The organism is Cellulosilyticum lentocellum DSM 5427, from assembly GCF_000178835.2.
Taxonomy (GTDB): domain Bacteria; phylum Bacillota; class Clostridia; order Lachnospirales; family Cellulosilyticaceae; genus Cellulosilyticum; species Cellulosilyticum lentocellum.
The window spans coordinates 1,183,099-1,203,205 of sequence record NC_015275.1; the positions used below are offsets into that span (position 1 = coordinate 1,183,099).

19 protein-coding genes are annotated in these 20,107 nt (G+C 33.2%); 17 read left to right on the top strand and 2 right to left on the bottom strand.

What is annotated here, in order from left to right:
• Positions 1 to 201: 201 nt before the first annotated feature.
• Complete coding sequence (locus CLOLE_RS05285; protein WP_013656060.1) at positions 202 to 825, bottom strand: manganese efflux pump; 624 nt, start codon at positions 823 to 825, stop codon at positions 202 to 204.
• 166 nt (positions 826 to 991) lie between these two features.
• Between CLOLE_RS05285 and dnaX the strand changes: the two genes are divergently transcribed.
• The 17 genes from dnaX to CLOLE_RS05365 all read left to right on the top strand — a co-directional run bounded on the left by dnaX (position 992) and on the right by CLOLE_RS05365 (position 18,091).
• Positions 992 to 2,605 carry a DNA polymerase III subunit gamma/tau gene (gene dnaX / locus CLOLE_RS05290; RefSeq protein ID WP_013656061.1) on the top strand — a complete coding sequence of 538 codons (1,614 nt, stop codon included), beginning with the start codon at positions 992 to 994 and terminating at the stop codon, positions 2,603 to 2,605.
• A gap of 46 nt (positions 2,606 to 2,651) precedes the next feature.
• On the top strand, positions 2,652 to 2,984 hold the full coding sequence (locus CLOLE_RS05295) for a YbaB/EbfC family nucleoid-associated protein (protein ID WP_013656062.1): 333 nt from the start codon (positions 2,652 to 2,654) through the stop codon (positions 2,982 to 2,984).
• A gap of 23 nt (positions 2,985 to 3,007) precedes the next feature.
• Positions 3,008 to 3,586 (top strand): recombination mediator RecR, encoded by a 579-nt coding sequence (gene recR / locus CLOLE_RS05300; protein WP_041713446.1) that lies wholly within the window; start codon positions 3,008 to 3,010, stop codon positions 3,584 to 3,586.
• 164 nt (positions 3,587 to 3,750) lie between these two features.
• Positions 3,751 to 6,600, top strand: coding sequence for an EAL domain-containing protein (locus CLOLE_RS05305; protein ID WP_013656064.1), 2,850 nt, complete (start codon positions 3,751 to 3,753; stop codon positions 6,598 to 6,600).
• Between the two features lie 89 nt (positions 6,601 to 6,689).
• Positions 6,690 to 7,151, top strand: a complete 462-nt coding sequence (locus CLOLE_RS05310) for a hypothetical protein (RefSeq protein ID WP_013656065.1) — start codon at positions 6,690 to 6,692, stop codon at positions 7,149 to 7,151.
• Positions 7,152 to 7,291: 140 nt separating this feature from the next.
• Positions 7,292 to 7,969: an ABC transporter ATP-binding protein gene (locus CLOLE_RS05315; protein WP_013656066.1), complete on the top strand. Its 678-nt coding sequence runs from the start codon at positions 7,292 to 7,294 to the stop codon at positions 7,967 to 7,969.
• Positions 7,966 to 9,192 (top strand): ABC transporter permease, encoded by a 1,227-nt coding sequence (locus CLOLE_RS05320; protein WP_013656067.1) that lies wholly within the window; start codon positions 7,966 to 7,968, stop codon positions 9,190 to 9,192. The genes CLOLE_RS05315 and CLOLE_RS05320 overlap by 4 nt, the downstream gene beginning before the upstream one ends.
• Positions 9,189 to 10,367, top strand: coding sequence for an ABC transporter permease (locus CLOLE_RS05325; RefSeq protein ID WP_013656068.1), 1,179 nt, complete (start codon positions 9,189 to 9,191; stop codon positions 10,365 to 10,367). The genes CLOLE_RS05320 and CLOLE_RS05325 overlap by 4 nt, the downstream gene beginning before the upstream one ends.
• A gap of 20 nt (positions 10,368 to 10,387) precedes the next feature.
• Positions 10,388 to 13,201: a DUF6240 domain-containing protein gene (locus CLOLE_RS05330; protein WP_013656069.1), complete on the top strand. Its 2,814-nt coding sequence runs from the start codon at positions 10,388 to 10,390 to the stop codon at positions 13,199 to 13,201.
• Positions 13,202 to 13,212: 11 nt separating this feature from the next.
• The gene (locus CLOLE_RS22880) at positions 13,213 to 13,365 is read left to right on the top strand and encodes a hypothetical protein (RefSeq protein ID WP_013656070.1); all 153 of its coding nucleotides are present in this window, start codon (positions 13,213 to 13,215) and stop codon (positions 13,363 to 13,365) included.
• Complete coding sequence (locus CLOLE_RS05335) at positions 13,340 to 13,777, top strand: flagellar protein FliS (RefSeq protein ID WP_013656071.1); 438 nt, start codon at positions 13,340 to 13,342, stop codon at positions 13,775 to 13,777. Before CLOLE_RS22880 ends, CLOLE_RS05335 begins: the two co-directional genes overlap by 26 nt.
• 22 nt (positions 13,778 to 13,799) lie before the next feature.
• The gene (locus CLOLE_RS05340; RefSeq protein WP_013656072.1) at positions 13,800 to 14,615 is read left to right on the top strand and encodes a flagellin N-terminal helical domain-containing protein; all 816 of its coding nucleotides are present in this window, start codon (positions 13,800 to 13,802) and stop codon (positions 14,613 to 14,615) included.
• A 102-nt stretch (positions 14,616 to 14,717) separates the two neighbouring features.
• Positions 14,718 to 14,936: a DUF2508 family protein gene (locus tag CLOLE_RS05345; RefSeq protein WP_013656073.1), complete on the top strand. Its 219-nt coding sequence runs from the start codon at positions 14,718 to 14,720 to the stop codon at positions 14,934 to 14,936.
• 66 nt (positions 14,937 to 15,002) lie between these two features.
• Positions 15,003 to 15,248: a pro-sigmaK processing inhibitor BofA family protein gene (locus CLOLE_RS05350; RefSeq protein WP_013656074.1), complete on the top strand. Its 246-nt coding sequence runs from the start codon at positions 15,003 to 15,005 to the stop codon at positions 15,246 to 15,248.
• A gap of 379 nt (positions 15,249 to 15,627) precedes the next feature.
• Positions 15,628 to 16,326, top strand: a complete 699-nt coding sequence (locus CLOLE_RS05355) for a hypothetical protein (protein ID WP_013656075.1) — start codon at positions 15,628 to 15,630, stop codon at positions 16,324 to 16,326.
• Positions 16,327 to 16,495: 169 nt separating this feature from the next.
• Positions 16,496 to 17,650, top strand: coding sequence for an SCP2 sterol-binding domain-containing protein (locus CLOLE_RS05360; protein WP_013656076.1), 1,155 nt, complete (start codon positions 16,496 to 16,498; stop codon positions 17,648 to 17,650).
• A 24-nt stretch (positions 17,651 to 17,674) separates the two neighbouring features.
• Positions 17,675 to 18,091, top strand: a complete 417-nt coding sequence (locus tag CLOLE_RS05365; protein ID WP_013656077.1) for an HIT family protein — start codon at positions 17,675 to 17,677, stop codon at positions 18,089 to 18,091.
• Positions 18,092 to 18,194: 103 nt separating this feature from the next.
• Here CLOLE_RS05365 and asnB read toward each other — a convergent pair whose 3' ends face one another.
• Complete coding sequence (gene asnB / locus CLOLE_RS05370) at positions 18,195 to 20,027, bottom strand: asparagine synthase (glutamine-hydrolyzing) (RefSeq protein WP_013656078.1); 1,833 nt, start codon at positions 20,025 to 20,027, stop codon at positions 18,195 to 18,197.
• Between the last annotated feature and the right edge of the window lie 80 nt (positions 20,028 to 20,107).

A 20,107-nucleotide genomic window follows, 5' to 3' on the forward strand; every position in this document is an offset into this window, starting at 1 on the left:
TTTAATCTAGCAATATAGGGATTTAATATCATAGTATAGGATGAATAGGATACTTCATTAAAATTTTGATAAGAATATATACTTAACATATGTATACAAAGAATACTTAATAATGATGTTACTTTGAAAAAGGAAGTGTTTTATAGTCACTAAAAATGGAGTGCTACTGTAGGAATAGTAGTACTCCATAAGAGATAATCGCTAAAAGATTTTTAATAGCGCAAGTAAAATAAGTGTGGCACCACCTAGCCAAGAAAGGTCTATGCTAAGTTTTTCTGCACATTTACGGCCTAAAACGCCGCCCAGTATAATAGCTGCTGAGTTAAAAAGAACGGATAGAACGATGATTTGTAAAAGGTTAATGGAGGCTAAGGCTGCACCAAAACCCACCACTAAACTATCTAGAGAAAGAGCAATACCCAAGTAAAGAGCTTCTTTAGCGTTTAATGTTTGAGAATGGTCAATATCGGCAAGAGTTGAGTCTGCATAAACGTTAAGTACTAATTTGAAATTAAGAAGGGTAAGCTCGATATTTCCTAGTGAAATTGCTTTTTTATTTAAATATTGCTTGAGTAGGCCTTCGAAAAGTCGCATAAAACCTAAGATAAATAAGATGCCAAAGCAAATGAAACTAGTTAAGTTTGCAGGAATGAACCCTTTAATAATAGAGCCAAGACTGATAGAGATAATAAGAAATAGAGTAGAAATTCCTGTAAGGATCAAACCAGAAAGGACTGGGATTTTAATTTTATTGGTACCATAAGCAAAACTAGCAATGCAAGCATCTATGCAAAGTGAAGTAACAAGTAAAGCAGATTCTAACATAGTAAATAACCTCAATCATTAAAGTGATACTATATATATTATGGTGAATGGTAAAAAAAGGAACTTGGCCGGTGGATAAAAAGCTAGTTCTTGTATTAGAACACTTTAAATTGTGGTATAATAAGACATAATGAAAATTTGCTAGTCAATAAGGAAAGGAGAAAACATGAGTTACTTAGCTTTATATAGGAAGTACAGACCCTATATTTTTGATGACGTAGTAGGACAAGGGCATATTGTGCGTACACTTAAAAACCAAATAAATTCACATCGTGTGGCTCATGCTTATCTGTTTTCAGGAAGTAGAGGGACGGGAAAAACCTCTATTGCTAAAATTTTTGCTAGGGCAGTTAACTGTGAGGAGCCAGTGAATGGTTCTGCTTGTGGTAAATGTGAAACTTGTAAGAGGATAAGTGATGGTGCAGGTATTAATATTATAGAAATAGATGCGGCTTCACATAATGGTGTAGATAATATTCGTGAAATTAATGAAGAAGTTAAATATACACCAGCTGTGGGCAAGTATAAAGTATATATTATTGATGAGGTACATATGCTCTCTACAGGTGCTTTTAATGCGCTTTTAAAGACATTAGAAGAACCTCCAGCTCATGTCATTTTTATCTTAGCAACAACAGATCCACAAAAAATTCCGGTTACTATTTTATCTAGATGTCAACGTTTTGATTTTAAACGTATTTCAGCTAAAGAAATTGAAGAAACACTTATTAGCTATATGCAAACAGAGAAAATTGACATAGAGGAAAAAGCGCTGGCTTATATTGCAAGATTGGCTGATGGTGGTATGCGTGATGCACTTAGTATTTTAGAGCAAAGTATTTCATTTTATTTTGGTGAAACAATTACGTTAGATAAAGTATTATATCTAGTTGGAGCTGTAGATAGTAATATACTGTTTGAAATGATTGATGCTATTGCAGGTAAAGACGCTACAAAGGTTTTAGAACTTTGCGAAGAGGTTAATAGACAAGGCAGAAGTATGAGGCAGTTTGTAAGTGATTTACTAGAGCATAGCCGTAACCTTTTAGTTGCCAAAACAACTAAGGGTGGAGTAGAAGTACTGGATTATAGCTTAGAGTATATTGAGGCACTTAAAAAGCAAGCGAGTGATATAAGTACTAATGAACTCATGCGCTATATGAAGCATTTAAGTGGATTAGAGTATGAAATGCGTACGTCAGTATCTCCTAGGATTTTATTAGAAGTGGCACTTCTTAAACTGAGTGAAGTACAGATGGATAGCTCTCCAGAAGGAATGATGACAAAAGTACAATTACTTGAAGAAAAATTAGAGAAATTAATGCAAGAAGGTCTTTCGGTAGCGGCTCCAGTACAAGTGGTACAAGCAGCTCCTAAAAAAGAGATAGTGCCACATAAACTACCAGAAGCTGTCCCAGAAGAGGTGAAGAGTTTAAGGGATAAGTGGCCTCAAATTGTAAGTAAGCTAGGGACTACATCAGCAGCTAGAACGGTTTATGCTACAGCTGAAGCTGGCTATATAGAAGGTGACCTCCTTTATATTGTATATCGCAAAGGAATGGAAGCTGGGGTCAATAAGTATCTAGATGAAATTAAAGAGGCTATTAATCAAGTGGCAGGTAAAGAAGTGAAAGTAAGAACTATATCAGCCGATGATTATGCTAATAAATCTATTGAAACATATGGTTCTAGCCCTAAGCTTTCAGAAGAGGTTCAAGATATTTCCAAGGTGTTAAGAAACGTACAATCAAAAATAAACTTTAATATTGAAGTTAAATAAGGTAAAATAGATACCATAATACAGTGTTATTTAGGAGGAAGAAAGAATGAAAAATTTTGGTGGCGGTATGCCTAATATGCAACAGCTTATGAAACAAGCACAAAAAATGCAAAAACAAATGGAAGAAGCACAAGCTGCTCTTGAAACCAAAGAACTTACTGCAACAGCAGGGGGTGGTATGGTAGAAGTTGTGATTACTGGTAAAAAAGAAATCAAATCTATAAAAATTAACCCAGATGTAGTAGATCCAGATGATGTAGAAACATTAGAAGACTTAGTACTTGTTGCAGTAAATGAAGCTGTTCGTCAGGCAGATGAACTTAGTCAAAAAGAAATGGGCAAACTTACAGGAGGTTTACCAACTGGAGGATTATTCTAGTGGCTGGCTATTATGGAGATAAGATGGTAGCTCTTATAGAAGAGTTATCAAGATTGCCGGGAATAGGAAGTAAATCTGCTCAACGTTTGGCTTTTCATATTATTAGTATGCCTGTAGAAAAAGTTGAGCATTTAGCAAATACTTTAGTAGCTGCTAAAAAGCATATTAACTATTGTGAGAAATGCTGTACGATTACAGATGATAAGCTTTGTCCTATTTGTAAGGATTCTAATAGGGCTAATGGTCAAATTATGGTGGTAGAAGACCCGAGAGATATGGCAGCTTATGAAAAAACGAAGGAATTTAAAGGACTGTATCATATACTACATGGTGCTATTTCGCCTATGATGGGAGTAGGTCCTAGTGATATCAAGATTAAAGAGCTTTTAGAGCGTATCCAAAAGGAAGCCATCGAAGAAGTGATTATTGCCACTAATCCTAATATTGAGGGTGAGGCAACAGCTATGTATATTAGTAAGTTATTAAAGCCCCTTGGTATAAAAATTACCCGTATAGCTCATGGTGTACCAGTAGGTGGAGATTTGGAGTATGTAGATGAAATTACACTTACCAGAGCGTTAGAAGGTAGACGTGAAATGTAGTGAAAAGAGATTATTAAGGAGAAAACTTAATAATCTCTTTTTGCATTTAATTAACTAAATAAATAAGGTGTTTTTAAGTTAGAATATTTTAATAAAATGTATTTTTCATTTTATATTACTTTTCTGTATGTTATACTATAAAAAATAGTGTAAGGAGTGGTCTGATGCAAATTAAGAAAAAATTACCTTTAATAATGATAAGTTTAATTTGTGTGCCGCTACTTATTTTGGCTGTTGTTATCTATCTATATTCGGCTAATAATCTGATTAGGAGAAGTGAAAATAATATTAAACAATTAGCTACTTCTGAAGGAAGAGCTTTAGAGGCATTAATAAAAGCTAAAGAGTACCGTGTACAAGTATTAGCCACAGATGAGCGTATTATAGATGCATTAAATGAAAAAGAAAGTAACGCTACTAGGATGAGTAGCTTGAAGGTGGAGAAGGCTAAAGAACTTTTGAAACAAGTATGTACAAATGAAGATATATATGAGGCTTTTTTGATTGATAAAGAGGGAAACATCTTTATTGATAGTAATGAGGAATCGGAACAGATTACTTTAAAAGATCAAGAGATGTACGAAAACGTATTAAAAGGCGAAACTGTTTTTTCGGACATTTTATTTTCTAATACGGAAAGTGGTAAGGTTATTAATATCACTGTACCGGTAAAAAATGAATACGATGAAGTTATCGGAGCAGTGTGCCAAGTTATATTTAATAATTGGTTTAGTGATTTTAGTAAGAATATTAAAATTGAACAAACAGGCTATGCTTACATATTGGATGAAAAGCTAAATTTTATTGCTCACCCGGATATTATTAAAGAAGGGGAGGCTTTAGTGAGTGATGGGATGAGGCAGATGATTAAAGAGGCTTATGATAAAGAAGAAAATCATGGTGCAGGTGTTTATACATATAAAGGACAAGAAAAATATGGTTCTTTTTATATTGTAGGAGATATAGATTGGATTATCTGTGTTGTTCAAAACGTAAAAGAGATAGAAAAACAAGCAGTAATAGAATTTTTACTCATTATTATGAGTATTATTGTACTTGTTATTATCGTAAGTATAGCAAGTATGCAGATTTCTAAGAAGATTACAAGGCCAATAGATCAACTCACTACAATAATAAGTCATGCGTCAGATGGTGATTTTGGTCAGATTTGTTCTTATGCAGGCAATGATGAAATTGGTGTTCTTTCGAAGCATTATAATCAAATGCTAAAAAGTCTAGGAGAAAGTCATAGTGATTTGAATCATGTATGTGAAGAATTATCTGCCACTCAAGCCGAATTGAAAAATAACATTGAGGAATTAACAAGGAGTAAAGAAGCGCTTCTGATTAGCGAGAAACGATATAAAACGACCCTAAATGCCATTGAAGAAGTGATTTGGGAGTATAATGTTAAAACCAAGACTTTTTTTGCTACAGAGAAGTGGGAAGAATTAGTGGGGTGTAGTAGTAATAACATTAAAATTTTTAATGTTATTAAGGATACGTTAGAGCCTCATCATATAGAAGTATTTATGTTAGTGCTGAAAGGGTGTATAGAAGGAAGGAACGATAGTTTTAGTCAAGAACTTTATATGAAGAATGAACATAGGTGGCTATTATGTAAAGGACATGTTGTTCGAAGTGAAAATGGCAAATTAGATAAGTTGATTGGTATATTAACGGATATTACAGATAATAAGGCTAATGAGGAGCGTGTTAGAAAATTAGCATTTTTTGATGTTTTAACAGGATGCTTAAATAAGCAGACCTTTATGGAGAGTTTAGAGACGTGGCTCTCACCTGGTGAAGCTATTAAAGATGCAGCTCTCTTATTTATAGATCTTGATGATTTTAAGAAAATTAATGACACATTAGGCCATGAGATGGGAGACAAACTGCTAAATTACGTAGCGAAAGTACTTAGACATATTATTCCACAAGATTCTTTCATAAGTCGTTTTGGAGGAGATGAGTTCGTTATCTTTAAAACCAGTGTTTCTGACTTAGGTGAAATTCAGGAAATGGTATATTCTATTCTTAATATATTTCAAGATCCAATTCGTATTGATGGAAAGGATATTCACATTACATGTAGTATCGGTATTGCTTTGTATCCGTTAGATGGGACAAGCGGGGATATACTTCTTAAAAATGCAGATACAGCCATGTATAAAGCGAAAGATAATGGTAAAAACAGCTATAGCTTCTATGCTCCAGATATGTCAAAGTCATTGGATAGAAAGCTTTTAGTAGAAGGTGCTCTTAGAGAAGCGATAGGAAAGAATACGCTTTATTTACAATACCAGCCTATAATAGAGCTTAAGACTGGAAAAACAGTGGCGGCAGAAGCCTTATTAAGGTTAAAGGATGATGAGTTAGGTTTTATATCACCAGGTGAGTTTATTCCTATTGCAGAAGAAACGGGACTTATTATTCCCACAGGTGATTGGGTTATAGAAAATGCTTTAAGAGAATTAAGTTATTATAGATTAGTTGGATATGAAAGCTTAAGTATAACCATTAATGTATCTTCATTACAAATGAAGGATAGAAATTTTATTGATAAACTTAAGTTGATGGTACAAAATGCTAAAATTCCACCTGAATTTATTAAGTTAGAAGTGACAGAATCTGTTTTTATGGAAAATGTGGAAAAAAGTATAAACTTATTCCGTGAGATTAAGAAGATGGGAATTAAATTAGCGCTAGATGACTTTGGAACAGGCTATTCTTCCCTTAATTATTTGCGTAGCATTCCACTAGATATTTTAAAGATTGATAAATCGTTTATAGATGAAATCACAACAAGCAGAGTTTTATCTGAAATAGTTGATAGTATTATTGGAATGGCACACACACTTGATATTCTCGTAGTAGCAGAAGGAGTAGAAAGTGAAGAGCAGTTATCTATTTTAAAAGAAAAAGGTTGTGATTTTATACAAGGCTATTTCTTTAGTAAACCCCTGATGCCAAATCAATTAGAGGAAAGGTTACAGGAGGAGAAGTATGCCTGATAGATGAGGGTATTTAGGCTAGACAACAGCTAATAACTTTTGTAGACTAGAAGAATAATATTTAGCAAGAAAAGTTGGAGGAAATAAAAATGAAAATTGAATGCACAAAAGAAGAATTCAAGGTGCTTTTAGATATGGTATATGCTGGGAATATTCTTATTAACAGTATGAGAAGTCAAGAAGAAAAAATTGAGGAATATGCCAATATGGAACAATTCTTTTTATCTAAGGCTAAAGAATATGGATTAGAAAATATTGCAGAGTACGATGAAGAGTACAGCGAATATATACCAACTCGTGAATATGAAGATGAAGATTTTAATGGATATATAGACGAATATGAAACACGTGTATTTTGGGAAGAACTTATTATGAGACTTGCACGCCGTGATGCACTTAATTATGCAGGGGATGTAGATCAAGATATCACTAAAGCTGCTTTAAAAGAAATGCAATTTAAGTTAGAAGATAAATATGAAGAAGAGATAGAAGCTAATGGCATCATGAATTTAAAAGTAATAACATGGAATGAAAATAATGCTAACTCATAAAGCTGACAAGGTATAAATTAAGCTTAGCATACTTGATATATAACATGTTCTTTTCAATAAATCAAAATAGGTTATAGGAAGGCTGATGCATAGGTAATGCAACAGCCTTTTTTGTAAAATGATTAAAGGTGGGAAAACGTATGTTGAAAATGGAAGGTATTAAAAAGAATTATGGTAAGAAGCAAGTCTTAAAGGGAGTAGATTTAAAGATAGAAGAAGGTGAGTGTCTGGGTATTATAGGACCTAATGGTTCGGGGAAATCTACTTTGTTATCCATTATGGTAGGTGCACTCAAACCAACTGAAGGAGAAAGATTTATTCAAGGGAAAATTGGATATGTACCACAAGATAATGCATTAATGGAAGAATTAACAGTAAAAGATAATTTGGAGTTTTGGGCTGCAGCTCATAATAAGCATATAAATGAAATCTTGCATACAGCTTATTTTAAAGAAGTATTAGGTCTAGAAGATATGTTAAAAGAAAAGGTGAAGCATTTATCGGGTGGAATGAAGAAACGTGTAAATATAGGAATTGCGCTTATAGATGATCCTCAGTATATCGTTTTAGATGAACCTTGTAGTGCTTTAGACATAATTTATAAAAATGAGGTAATTGATTACTTATTGGAGCTTAAACAAAAAGGAAAAACGATTATTTACACCAGTCACTCTGGAGATGAGATAGAACGACTTTGTGACAGAGTTTGTATTTTAAAAGAGGGGACCATTATTAAAGAAGCTAAGTTAGCTGAATTACGAACCGAGAATAAAGAGTGTAGTACTTTCGATGAAATGGTATATAGGTTACTAGCATGAGACAGTTAGGGATTAGTATAAAAACAGACCTTAAGGTATTGGCAGTACACTATAAAAAGTTATTGTTTTTTGCTATGCAAATGTCTATTTTATGTTTAGCAATTGGTATGGCAGGAAGTCAGATACTTTATGCTAATAAAAATGTGCAGCCCTTTACATTGGCTATTGTAGATTTAGAAGCTTCTAAGTGGACGGATATGATTATTGATACAGTTAATCAAATGGAGACTGTCACAAAGCTGTGCGATATTGAAGTGTTACCTAAAGAAGAAGCTAAAGAGAAGTTATCACGAGGCCAAGTAACCGCCATTATTACTATTCCAGAGCATTTTATAGAGGATATTATGAATGGGGTGAATACACCCCTCACGATTGAGAAAAAAGATGGTACTTTATTAGAAAGCATAGTAGCAGATAAATTGATTTCAGCAGCAGCTAAACTCCTATCTGCAGCTCAAGCAGGTATTTATACAACTTTAGATGCTTATGAAACTTTTAGCACAGATGATGGTATTAGCTTTGAAAAATTAATGCAAGAAATTAATATTATTTTTGCTAAAGAAATGTTAGGACGTCATCAGTTGTTTGAAGAACAAGAAGTAGTAGCTACCAAAAATATGGCACCGTTAGAACACTATATTTTGTCAGGCTTTATAGCTATGATGCTTTTAAGTTTAATGCTTATTATGGAGGTTATAGAGCCTCTTAATAAGAAGGAAAACTTAATGAGATATAGTGTGGTTCGATTAAAACCCGAAAAATTAATAGTGAGTAAAGTGATTAGCTTAAGCTTATTTTACTTAGTAGCTGGCGGCATTATTCTGGGGAGTGTAGCTGTGCTGTCGAGGATGGTTGGTTTAGAAATCGATTGGCATTTTTCAATTCAAGGATTATTTGGCATTATATTAGGAACTATTAGTTTGGCAAGTGTAAGTATGATAATAGGTATGGTGCTCAAAGGAAAAGAAGCTTATAGCTTATTTATATTTGTCATTGTAGCGGTTATGACATTTTTATCTGGAGGGATTATTCCAGCAGCCTATTTGCCAGAAGCAATTAATGAAATGGGGAGATTTACGTATAATGATTATGCGTTAGAACTGTTAAAGCCTTTAGTAGGTGTTGCATGTGAGCCAATAGCATATATAAAAGTAGTCATAATGATTGCGGCATGCTTAATGGTAGGTATTGGTATGCTTAGAAGAAGAGGGGTGAGAGGATGAGATTTTACTGTGTGGCCCTTAGACTAAAATTAAAAGAACTTTTAAGAAATAAAGCATATATGGTAGTACTCATCATTTTACCTATTTTAATGAGTTTGATTGTGAGTTATGGTAAAGCGTACATAGATGAAGGAAGCCTAAAAGCAGGTCTTTGGAGTGATAGTATCTTAGGAAATCGTATTTCGGATATTTTGCTGGAAGACAAGGGGATTAACTTTATAAAGTATGATACAGTGGAGATTTTAGAAAAAGCTGTAGCTACTAATGAAGTTGAATGTGGATTTGTTATTAAACCTATTATTGATGAACAAAAGGAGAATATGAGTTTTGAAAGAGCAATAACAGTCATTACTTCTCCGGCTACTATGGCTCAAGGACCCCTTCAAGAAGTAGTGACAGCGACGATATATCGTCTTGTGGCAGAAGATATTGCATACATGACATTAAAAGGTAAATCTTATATGCAAGTAGAGATAGATTTAAAAAATTGGATTCATCAGCAGGTGGAAGGTTATTATGCCGATGGCGAATTAATGCAAATTGTTTTTGTTCAAGGAGACTCGAAGGTCATTGGTGCAACTGTGCAAAAAAGAGAAGGTATATTAAGGATAGCGAAAGGTTTGATGGCGATATTTTTAATGATGAGTAGTTTGCTCATGGGAGTTAGATTAATTGAAGACAGAAAAGGGAAAATTTATAGCCGCTTTTGCACTATAGGAAAAGGTAAGTTGAATCCTGATTTACCACTTGTTGGTGCGCATATTTCATTACAAACGATAGTAGGAATCCTAGCACTTATTATTATTAAACTAAGTGGAAAAGAAATCATTTATTTAGATTTAGGAGAAGAAGTAGGGTTATTAATAGCTTATATTCTATGCTTGGCCGCCTTAGTGTTATTGGTGAGTGAGCTTGTTTCTAGTAGTGAATTGTGGTTTTCGATGATTCCCATTTGTATTATTGCAGCTATTTTATTTTGTCCCATTGTAGTAGATATGAGTAGTATGCAAACATGGTTTAAATATTTATCTTACTTGATGGTGCCTTATTATTATTTAGGAGGTACAACATATCTACTAGGTTTAGTAAGTGCGACTATAGCATTTACATTGATTTACTATGTAGTTACAAGGTTAAAGATTTTGCGCTCTAGTGACGACATACTATATAAGTAGCACAAAGGTGAGGTGGATATATGATCCAAGGAATAAAGGAATTAGGTTATAGCACTTATACCCCAATTGGTATGCAGGGGGGAGTTGAGAACAGTGAAAAATCATCAGAACCTAAACGTTTTAATCTTCAAGAAGTGATAGAGCAGATTAAAAGCTATACTTATACAGAAGAAGATACAAAGCAAGTAGATAATGAACTCTTAAGTCAACTAAAGAATCAATTTGATTTAAGAGAAGAAGATATTTATGAACTACATAAAAGAGGATTTAATTTAGAATCTTTATTAATTGATGATTCAAAGGCTTATAGAGGACTGGAAAATAGTCATATGTCCAAGGAAGAAAGTGAAGATACGAAGAAACAGGAAAGTGAATCTAAAAAGGTGAGTGATAAAATCAGTGTTATTCAACAAGCTAACGATTCAATGTACTTAAATACTCTAATAAGTAAAGAACCTATCACTATTAATAATTTATATACCAATAATTTTAAAGGAAATTTAAAGAAAGTAAGCGCAAATTTTAGTAAATCAGATATAGCTAGTGTGCTTCAAATGAACGGACTTCCTAATAACGAAGGAAATACTTGGGCAGCTAAGGCGCTAATGAGTTGTGGGATGGATGTTAGTAAGCAAGATGTATTAAAGCTTCAAAATATGAAAGCAGCAGTAGCTGCCTTGGAACCTCAGGCGGAAGCTTCTGGAGATCGTGAGTTACTCCAGGACAATGCAGTGCAATATGAGCCTTATCAGATAGATCGTATTACAGATGATTTAGGCATGGTTACAGATGAGCATATCGAAAAGCTTATTGAAGAGGGTAAAGACGTTAATATTACTAATTTAAGAGAAAGTATTTATAAAAACACAGAAGCCATATTAAAGGAGCAGCAAGCAGCAAGACCATCAGCCATAGAAGTGCAAAATGTTAACTCGGCAGAAGCTGAATCAGTATTGTCAGATGGAACGATGCAGAATCAAGAAGTCATTAATATAGACCAAGCAGTGACTGAAATTAAAGATCAAATTAATCAAATTAGAGCAAAGCTTACTTTAGAGGCAGCTCAGAAAATAAGTGAAAAGTTACCGTTAGAAAGTGCAGAGCTGAGTGTTGTTGCAAAGGAGCTTCAGCAGTTACAAGAACAAAAAGTGATTGCTGCACTTAACCAAGTAGGTCTAGAAGTAAACGAAGCTAATATAACAGCAACTACGGAAGTTTTAGATACTGTTATAGATATGAAACGTTATCCTATGGAGACGATTCATATCGAATTAAACAGTCAAGAAACAGCTGTTTTAGCAGAGGTAAAAAGTGCTTTAAATGCTTATAGTGAAAATGAAACACCAGTAGAAAAAAGATTTGGAGAAACTATTAAGAAAGTAGAAGGGCAAATTGAAAGCCTTTTAGAAGGGCAAAATATAGAGGTAACAGCTGAAACAATTCAGGCTGCAAAAGCACTTATTACAAATGGAATGGAAGTAAGTTCTGAGAATATAACCTCAGTGTTAAGTATTGTTACTAAACTTACTACCTTTCTAGAAGACATGACACCTATCCAAGCAGCAGCTTTTATTAAAGAAGGAATGAATCCTTATTATGCATCAGTAGATACTTTATTAACATGGATGAGTAAGGAAAAGCTAGAGGGTCTAAAGGTAAGTACAGCAGAAACAATTGTAGCATTACAAGAACAAAAGCAAATAAATAGTGAACAAAAGGAAGCGATGATTGGATTATATCGTATTTTACAAGGTGTAACAAAGCATAAAGAAGAAGTGATAGGATACTTGTTTAAAAATGATTTACCGCTTACTATAGAAAAATTACAAGAGGCTACCCGCTACATACAAGACAAAAATCATATTGAAGTAAATATCGATGATGATTTTGGGGAGTTAGAGAATTTACAATATAATAAACAATCAGCCAAGAATTTAATCAATGAGCAGAGTGAACAAACGAGTAAAGTAGCTCAACTTATTAAGCAATTAGAAGAAATGGAACTACCTGTGTCAGAAAGTAATATCAATAAACTAAGTAAGATGAGCGCATTATTATATCCCTATATTAAAGAGCAATTTAAAAAAGAAGTGGGGAGTTTTGAAGGATTATCAACCTTGCCAAAGAGTTTTCTAGATAAATTAGAAGCTGTACAAAATGTAGAACCAGAGGTTATTGAAAAGATGATAGAACAAAAAGTTCCTTTAACCTTATCTAATATTTATTGGATGGACAAAATAACTCATGAACCTACGGTGTATGGAGATTTACTGAATGAAGCAGGTATGTTAAAAGACGAATTACCAGAGCATTTAGATGAGATAGAAGATGAACTTTTGAAATTAGAAGAAACGGCAAGGAAAGAACAAGAAGTAGCCACTTTGTCAGGTGACCTACTTAAGTATAAGCAGTATAAGCAATTAGAGGAAGCAAGTCATTTGCAACGTCAATTAATAGATAAAGAAGGATTATATCAGATTCCGTTTGTGATCAATGGAGAGCAAAGATTAGTTAATCTTTATGTTCATAAGGATGCACATCACTCTGTAGAATCAGGGCAACATACCAAAGCTATTATTAGCTATCAAACAAAAAATCTTGGGATGGTTAAAGCATACATAGAAATAAAAGATGATCATCTAGGTTATAAAGTAGAGGGAGAAACTGAAAGTATTACCAATAAACTAGAAGCTCATGGTGAAACATTAATGAATCTCTTAACACAAATTGGATATAACGTAGAATATACGGCTTATGCTACGGAAGTAGAACCTGATAACATGAGTGCAATACCTTTAAAAAGAGGTGATAGCAACTTTGAGGAAATGATATAGGGGAGGATGCTATGCAGCAGTCTAACATAAGTAAGAATGAGGAAAAGCAGGCTAAGGAAACTAGAAAAAAAGACGATATATTAGATGTAGTAAAGCAATTTATCAGCTATTTTGAAGAGACAGATAGGAGCGAAAATAATGATTACAGTATCTACCATAGCTAATGCTTCAAGGGGAGAATTACTTTGTATCACCTATGAAATACTGCTAGAAAATATAAAAGCAGCAGAGGGAAATACAGGGGAAGAACGAGAAAAGAAATTAAAAAAATCTATTGAGATTATACAAATGCTAGTTGGAGACCTTAATTTTGAATTCGACCTATCAAAAGAATTATTTAGAATTTATGTTTATGTACAAGGTTTATTAGTAAATGCAAAAACTGCGGAACCTATAGAAGAAGCATATAAGATTATAAGTAAGATTTATGAGGGTTTTAAGCAAGTGACACAAGAAGAAAAGCTATCCTCTCCATGTATAGATAATGCAGAAGTCGTGTATGCAGGGCTTACCTACAGTCCTAATGATTTAAATGAGTTAAGTATGAAACAGCCCAACAGGGGATTTAAAGCATAATTACATAAAAGGATGTGGAAAAATGAAAATTAATACCAATATGTCAGCTATTAGAACTTTAACAAGTTTGACAAAAGCAAATGGTAGTGCATCAAAAGCAATGGAAAGATTATCTTCTGGCCTAAGGATTAATAGTGCTGCAGATGATGCAGCAGGAATGGCTATTTCAAGAAAAATGAATACACAAGTTAAAGGATTGGATCAAGCAAATCGTAATGCTATGGATGGTATTTCGATGATTCAAACTGCTGAGGGTGCATTAGATGAAGTTCATAGTATGCTACAAAGAATGAGAGAACTATCGGTACAGGCATCTAATGGTACTTATGAAAATGCGGATAGGGAAACTATTGAACAAGAGATTAATCAGCTTATGCAAGAAATGGAAGCTATGAAGGAACGTACACAATTTAATAAGATGAATCTCTTAGATGGGAGTTACGAGAATTTTACATTACATATAGGTGCTAATAAGGATCAATGTATGAACATTGATGGGGAGGAGATTAGTATAGAGAATATACTCACTCCTTTGCAAGGGATTGATATTGTTACAAAAGCAGATGAGGCTATACAGAAAGTAGATGCTGCTATAGAAAAGACTTCTGCAATTAGAGGAAGATTAGGAGCTTATCAAAATAGATTAGAACACACGGTATCAAATATACAAGTTAGTGAAGAAAATATGACTGCATCTATGTCGCGCATACAAGATGCAGATATGGCAGAAGAGATGACAGACTACACACAATATAATGTTATTTCTCAAGCAGCGACAGCTATGTTAGCACAAGCTAATCAAAGACCACAACAAGTATTACAACTTCTTAACTCATAAAAATAAAAACCAGATTACACTTTAAAGTAATCTGGTTTTTATTTTTATGAGTGTGTATAAGGCTATAGGCGTTAGGTCATACTTAAATAAAGGAGGTGCCTAATGAATAAGGATAATAACAATAAAAAGATACAACATGAAGAAAAAAGGGTTATAGAAAAGGAGATTTGTGATGTGCAAAAAGAATTAGCAGCAACTTTAGAAGGATTTGAAAATGTAGTAGATCCAGATCTGGTAGATTATTATAGTTATTCCTATAAGGCCACAGAAGCCAAATATACTTACCTAATAAAAAAATTAAAAACGTTATACCGTAAATAGTCTAAATTAATAAAATAGGCATATTAATAAAATATACAAGCTTAGAAGCATACATGGAGGAAGTCAATGAATGGGGATTTAGTGATTTTTATATGTATAGGAATATGTATTGCTATTTTAGTATGGATACTATTTGGAAAACAGATTTTTAATATTATTATTAATGGAGTGGCAGGTTTTATCATTATTTATTGTATTAATGGATTATTACCGGCTTATGCTATAGGTATTAATCTGTTAACTATGGGCGTTGCAAGTCTACTTGGAATTCCAGGGATTATTACATTGTATATTATATCAATGATGATATAGGTGTGTTGATAATTTGTGGATAAGTTTAATAAATGTGGTGATAACACATGTAGAAAAATAATCTGAAAAGATGTTGATAATGTGGATAATATATTTTTTTAACTATAGAAGCTTGTAAATATAAGGAATAAAATATTGACAGTTATTCACAGATGTGTTAATATAAATGTGGATATAGGTGTGGAAAAAATATATCCAGTTGATTTGACGTAAGTATAACATATCAATCCCTTTATGCTCTATAGGCGACTATAGAGTTCTTTTTTTGCAAAATATAATTGAATTAAATAAAACATATTTCCAGATATAGGTATAAAAGCTGTAGCATGTGTATACACTATAACAACGAATGATAACGATTATACCTATGGAGGAGTATATGCATTTATTAGAACGTATTGAAGAATATGTACAAGATATTAAAAAAAACTCTTATATCTATGATATCCAAAAAGCAGGAATTGAGATTTTTTGTAAATACATTACCAATAGTGGTTTAGATATACGAGAAGAAGATTTAGATAGGCAGATGCTCAATAAGTTATTGCTCTATTGGTTACCTCGTAACAAAAAGTATTTGAGTGATGTAGAAGCTTATCAGATTATTTATACGATACATGATATATATTATTATATAAAGAAAAGGAATAAACAAGAGGAGGTAGAGACTCCTACTATTTTGGAAAGCTATGGACAAGAATATATGAGAGTATATAAGGCCAAAAATATGCTTTTGAAAATGACTAAAGACCCAGTTGTCTCGGTTAATCCTATTATTATTGCATTAGACAAATACAAAGAAAAGAAGAAAAAAAATAATTATACAGACATTGCTACTACGTATGAACAAGCCGTTTTTGAAGTTCAAGAATGCAAAGAAGGGGGACAAGTTATTTTAAATAAATTGGGACAAAGTAAACCATATAAACTGCTACTAGAGTATCCTACTTATAAATATTTACGAGTAGGAGATATACTACATGCTGTTATTAAACGTAAATTATTTTATGTTTATTGGGAGGTAGAAGAATTAAAATTTTATTATCTACCACAAGCACAGGAATTTCTAGTATTATGATGAACTACCTTTGGAGAATAACATAAAACATATAATTTTATTGAAATCTCTATATTAATATGCGTATAATAAAAACATATCAAGGGATATTTCTAAGGTTCATAAGGAGCTGGAAGCTTTATTATGGGCCTTAAAATAAGCTGTTTATACAAAAGAAAGGAAGTGCACTATGAAAATCACCTTATTACTTGCCCAGTGTACCCCAGAACCATTAATATATAGCTTAAACATCATACTGAAAGTTTTAAAGGAGTTAGATGTTGAAGTACATAAGATAGAGCTTAATAAATTACCCTACTTTGATGGGAAGAAAAACAAAGAAATAGAAAAGGTAATGCAGACTCTTGCTGAGAGTAAAGGTGTTATTGCTATGACTATGGTTCCTATGCTAAGTATGCATGGCGCAATGCAAAGTTTTTTTGATTCGGCCACATTATATGAAGATTACTATTTTAATAAACCACTATTGGCTGTTACCTATAGTGAATGGTTAGGGGAACAAGAAGCTGCGAATTTGATGCTAAGGTGTTGGAATATTCTGGGCGGCACAGATGGTGGAAAATTATTTTTTAATAAACAGACGGATATGACTCAGATGCAAGAGCGATTAGAACGAGAGGTAGAAGATTTTTATCGTTTAGTTAAACAGGAACGTATGAATGTTATATCGAGTGAGCGCTTCATTTTTTATGGGATGAAGAAAGGAAATTTAAGTCATCTTATTCAAGAAGAACCGTCGGTAACAACTGAAATAGAGAAAGAAAAACCAGTAGAAATAAGAAGCTTTGCAGATTTAATACGAGAAGAAGCTAATAAGAAACAGGTGAGCACAGAGATTGATACTGATGTGGAAAAAAGAGGTGAGTCAGAGCACATTATTAATTTATCTACAAAAGAGCAGACTATAAAAGAAATAGCTAATTTACTTCAAAGAGAAGTAGATGAAGAGGGATTTAAGGAATTTAACACAGGTATTTATACAAGACCTCCTCAATTTTTAGGGGCTAATGCTAATAGTAAACGCTTGCAACAGATTCCACACTATTTCATAGCGCAATTTGATAAAGAATTAGATTTAATATTAAGATACCATATAACAGACATAGAGGAAGAAGGCTATATTATTATTAAGGATGGGGACTGTTGGTTTAAAGAGGAAATAGACGGAAGTCCTACTGTTGAAATGATTTTAAGTGAGGAAGTGCTTCAGTCAATTTTGACTAAGAAGATTACTTATCAAAAAGCTTTTATGCTAGGGAAGTTAAAGGTAAAAGGCAATTTTGCTATTTTACCAAAACTAGATCAGGTGTTTAAGACTTTATAATCCTATGGGAAAGAGGTATATGTGATGAAAGAAGATTGTATTTTTTGTAAGATTATAAAAGGAGATATTCCATCCTTTACAATTTATGAGGATAAGTTGTTTAAAGTGATTTTGGATCGTTTTCCAGCAGCACCGGGACATGCACTCATTATACCTAAGGAGCATTATAAAGATATATTTGAGTTGCCAGAAGAAGTAGCTCAGGCACTTTATCCTTTAGCTAAAGAGATGGCTACTAGAATCAAGCTAGCTGTGGATGCAGAAGGTATGAATATCGTTCAAAACAATGGTGAGGTAGCAGGACAAAGTGTATATCACTTCCATCTACATCTAGTGCCTAGGAAGGCAGGGGATGGTATTACTTTAAACAAGAGTGCTAATAGTGCAACAACTTTAGAAGAATTAGAAGCAGTTTTAAAATGCATTCAAGCAGTTAAATAACTAAGTGGCTTAGTTTGAGGATGCCAATAAATAATGTTAATGTGAGCTTGAGTTAAAATAAGCAAAAAGGAGGGAATCCACTATGTAATGGATTCCCTCCTTTTTATGCTTCATTTTGAAAATAGACATTGTACCAAGTTAAAAACATAAATACAGTCCAAATTTTACGGCTATTATCAGCTTTACCAGCTCTATGGCCTTCTAATAAGGCCGCTAATTCGTTGGTGTTAAAGTACTTATTTGCTACTTCAGAAGTAAAGGCTTCTTTTACAATATGATAATATTTATCTTCTTTAAGCCATACGCGAATAGGAACAGGGAAACCAAGTTTCTTTTTATTAGCAACAGCTGGTGGTAAATTACGTTTAGCTGCTAAGCGCATAGCATATTTGGTGTTTTCTTTATTGACACGATATTTAACAGGTACTTTAGAAGCAACTTCAAATACTTTGCGATCTAAGAATGGTACACGCACCTCTAAAGAGTGAGCCATACTCATTTTATCAGCTTTAAGGAGAATATCTCCTGCAAGCCACATATGCATGTCCACATATTGCATTTTTGTAATATCATCTTTATCTTTTACTTTATCATAGATAGGCTTAACCATTTCAAATGGATTAATAGCAGATGTTTTTACTTTAAGAAGTTTTTTACGTTCTTCTTCTGAGAACATATAAGCATTTCCAAGGAAGCGTTCTTCAATATCCTTGCTTGCACGAATCAAGAAGTTTTTACCTTTGAAGTTAAAAGGTAAGGCTTTGGCGATACTTGCAAAACATTTACGGAGACCTTTTGGTAACTTGCGATAGCTTGCAGAATCAAGAGGTTCTTTATAGATATTGTATCCACCGAAAAATTCATCTGCACCTTCTCCAGAAAGAACACCTTTAACCGTTTGGCTAGCTAATTGACATACAAAGTATAAAGCAACAGCAGCAGGGTCAGCTAAAGGTTCATCCATGAAGTATTGAACTTTAGGAAGTACATCCCAATATTCTTCTGGTGTAATAACCTTATTCGTATTAGGAATGTGAATTTCCTTAGAAAGCTCTTCAGCATAACTGATTTCATTATACTTTTCATTAGCAAAACCAACTGTAAAAGTATGATCTCCGCCAAAGCAACTAGCTACATAACTAGAATCTACGCCACTAGATAAGAAAGATCCTACTTCTACATCACTAATTTTATGAGCTTCGATAGACTCTTTCATTTGAGCATCAATGGCATCAACATAGTTTTCTAAAGTACCATCAGTTTCATTAAAAATAGGTTCCCAATAACGTGTTGTTGTCATTTCACCATTTTTAATAACGAAATAGTGAGCTGGTGGTAATTTGAAAATACCTTTGAAGAAGGTTTCTGGAAGTGCTGAGTATTGGAAAGTCAAATAGGTTTCCAAAGCTTCTTCATTAAGCTCTTTTTTTACGCTAGGGTGTTGTAATATTGCTTTGATTTCAGAAGCATAAATAAAGCCATCTTCAGTTTGAGTATAATAAAAAGGTTTAATACCGAAGAAATCTCTTGCACCAAAAAGTGTATTTTCTTCTCTATCCCAAATAACGAAGGCAAACATACCTCGAAGGTGAGATAAAAGGCTTGTACCATATTCTTCATAACCATGAACTAAAACTTCAGAGTCAGTATTAGTTTTAAAAACATGTCCTTTTTCAATAAGCTTTTCTCTAATGTCTTTATAGTTATAAATCTCACCATTAAATGTAAGAACAAAACGTTCGTTTTCATTATAAAGAGGTTGAGCACCTGCTTCTAAGTCTAGAAAACTCAGCCGTCTAAATCCCATATTAATATGCGCATCACTAAACTTTCCAGAGCTATCTGGACCACGATGGGCAATGCTATCCATCATATTTGTGAGTACTAATTCTTTGTTTTCAATATTTGTATCTACAAAGCCGCAAAAACCACACATATGTAAGGGCTCCTTTCCTTTTTGTACACATAAGACTTTAACATATCTGCTATGTAAAAGCAATGCTACCCTTATTTTCT